The organism is Bartonella sp. AP20NXHL (assembly GCF_042196165.1).
Taxonomy (GTDB): Bacteria; Pseudomonadota; Alphaproteobacteria; order Rhizobiales; family Rhizobiaceae; genus Bartonella.
Genome location: NZ_JBHIPV010000050.1, coordinates 1 through 2,746, shown reverse-complemented (window position 1 = coordinate 2,746; position 2,746 = coordinate 1). Strand labels below are relative to the sequence as shown.

Below are 2,746 nucleotides of genomic sequence, written 5' to 3'. Positions count from 1 at the left end.
GACATGGCGCATGCAGAATACGCTGATAGTGATGCTTTCCAAGATGCGGTTATCTGCGGCATGGGGTGGACTGATACACGGCTTGATTATGAGAACAGCCTCGATGGTGAACCGGTAATTACGCGTTTAGACCCGTTAAAGATGGTTTGGGATAGTGCAGCGGTGCAACCGAATTTAACCGATGCGCAACGTTTGTGGTATGTAGATCGCAAGCCGTTAGAAGTAGCTAAGCAGATGTTTCCCAAATCTCATTGGACAGAGCTGAGTGCAGATTGGGCAAGGGATGGTAGCTCTCATGAAGGTGTTCACCATAATGATCTTGATTATTACAGTGATGAAGGGAGCATTGATGTTGAAAACGGTCGGCGGATGGTTACACTTGTTGAAGGACATTATAAACAAAAATACAATAAAGTCAATAGTTTGTTTGTAATTATTTTATATGAATCCACTCAAGAATCCACACTTTTATACGTGATTCATTTGACCATTTTTTATAAACAATTGCCATGTATGAATAGACCATAAAAAGCTAATCATAAAGAAGTTTAAGAAGAAAAAACAACTTCAAAATGTCCTTCAAGTGTTTTAACTTCTTTCGGATTAACAATAATCTTTATATCGTTTCCCAATTTTGCCAAACACTCAAGCATTTTCATTTCACTAATTCCTCGAAATTCTCCACTTAAGAGTTTAGACAGTTTTGGTTGAGTCATTTTCAAAAGTTGACTAGCCTGTTTTTGTGTTAAGTTCTTTTCTTTCAGAATTTGACTAATCTTATGAGCAAGTTGCGCTTTGATAAGCATCTCTCTGGAATCTGAAAAGCCAAGATCCGCATAAACATTGGAACTACCGTGAAAAACATTGATCATTTTAATTCCCTTCTAATTGTTCTGCTAACTTGAGACGTTCTTTAATCAGATTAATGTCTGGTTTTGGTGTTGCAATGCCACGGGTCGATTTTTTCTGAAAACAATGCAACACATAAAGAGATTTTTTATATTGTATCGTATAAACAGCGCGATAAGTTCCTTGAATATCGCGTTCAATAATTTCTAGAACATTGGCAGATCCAAACCCCTTGAGAACCTTAACATTTTCTCCTCTATCTCCTATCTGAGCAAGATAAAGAGCATAACCAATCCTTTGTTGAATAAGATCAGGAAGACTTTTTATATCTTTGAGTGAAGAACCAAGCCATATGATACGTTTTATTTTACTCATGATTATTAATATACCCATATGGGTATATTTTCAAGTGGTTATTCTAATTTTGTGATTTTTTAATAACTATTATTAATAAAATTGACTTGATAAAAATGGTAACAAAAAACCATAATTGTTTATTTATCTTATGAAAAGCTGCTTTTGAAACCCAACGCTTCCAAATGTAAAAAGAACGTTTTTACAAGACATTCACTTAATATGCATTTGCTTTTGATTGGATTGTTAAAGCTACCGAGCATTTTGATTTGTTTGATACGTTTAATAGCCATAACAAGCGTTTATAGGCTCTGTAATTCAAATGAGTGATTAAAGATCATACGCACATTTACGTTTCTTTTGATAAGTTTTCATATCTCTCATAGAGCGCTTGCAATATGATACTTTTTGTATATATGCATTCATTACTCCATTGTGGATGATTCATTTTAATCAATAAAAAATGCTATTTGAAAGCCGCGTCATATCATTTGGCACGGCTTTTTTTTATTTTACTCTCTCTTTTATGATATGTTTATAGCAATGCATTTTATATGCGTTTATAACCATAAAGAATGCACGCCCCCCATACCTGTTTTTATTCTGTTTTATCAGTTATATTGACAAGCTTATCCCTTTCACAAACCTCACAATTTTTTGGAACCAACCTTACTTTGCTTTTTTTGTTGATTTTTGCATTGCCATAAGCACGCCCCCAGATCGTTGCACAATATGAGATTTTAGCATTGCCATAAACAGAGCCATAAATCTCACAAGAGCCACTCACACAAGCATTTCCATAAACCTTGCCATAAATTTTTGCACGACCATTAATAACAGCATAATTATAAATTTTTGCATGGCTATAAATACAAGCCAAGCCAGAAACCTTGGCATGACCATAAACGCGTGCATAACTAAAAACCGTAGCATCATAAGAAACATGCGCATGGTCATAAATATGAGCATCAGCAAGAACGCGGGCACTACCATTCACATGAGCATACCCATAAATATTGCCATAAACATGAGCATTGCCATAGACAAAAGCATGGTCATAAACTTTAGCATATTGAGAGATAAAAGCTTTTCCATAGACTTCAGCATTGCCATAAACTTGACCACAGACTTGAGAAAAATGGCGTATTTTTGCATTTTCATACACTCTTGCATGACCATAGACACAAGCCTCATCATAGACCCAGCAATTACCATCATGGGATAGGTTAACTTCCTTTTCAATAAAGCCGCCTAAAGACCCCGCCTTTACATCATCAAAATCTTTTAAAGCTTTAATGCGATAAAGGTTTATAATATTTCGAGTAAGAGCATGTTTGATTTTTTTGATTTCACTGGTTAATTCGTATTTTTTGCACATAGAAGACCCTCACAATCTAATGTGATAAACAGTTGATAAAATTTGAAATGGGAAAATTTGAAAGAGGGGCGCCCCCGCCACGCCTGTACTTTCATTTACACTGCTTTATTGATTAGACCCAGACAATCTCTAATTCACCATAAGGAGAGAGACGTTCAGTATAGG

General features: G+C 35.4%; 3 protein-coding genes and 1 pseudogene. 1 reads left to right on the top strand and 3 read right to left on the bottom strand.

Features of this window, described 5'->3' with window-relative positions; translation table 11 throughout:
* Positions 1–391 (top strand): annotated as a pseudogene (locus ACFILL_RS08950) (phage portal protein); the annotation flags it as partial.
* 157 nt (positions 392–548) lie between these two features.
* On the opposite strand, the gene ACFILL_RS08945 reads toward ACFILL_RS08950, so the two are convergent.
* The 3 genes from ACFILL_RS08945 to ACFILL_RS08935 form a co-directional block, all read right to left on the bottom strand.
* Entirely contained in the window at positions 549–872 is a 324-nt protein-coding gene (locus ACFILL_RS08945; RefSeq protein ID WP_015856199.1) for a helix-turn-helix domain-containing protein, read from the bottom strand.
* A 1-nt stretch (position 873) separates the two neighbouring features.
* A complete protein-coding gene (locus ACFILL_RS08940; RefSeq protein WP_041581387.1) occupies positions 874–1,224 on the bottom strand; it encodes a type II toxin-antitoxin system RelE/ParE family toxin in 351 nt (116 codons plus the stop codon).
* A gap of 577 nt (positions 1,225–1,801) precedes the next feature.
* Positions 1,802–2,581: a hypothetical protein gene (locus ACFILL_RS08935; protein WP_375643793.1), complete on the bottom strand. Its 780-nt coding sequence runs from the start codon at positions 2,579–2,581 to the stop codon at positions 1,802–1,804.
* Positions 2,582–2,746 lie beyond the last annotated feature (165 nt).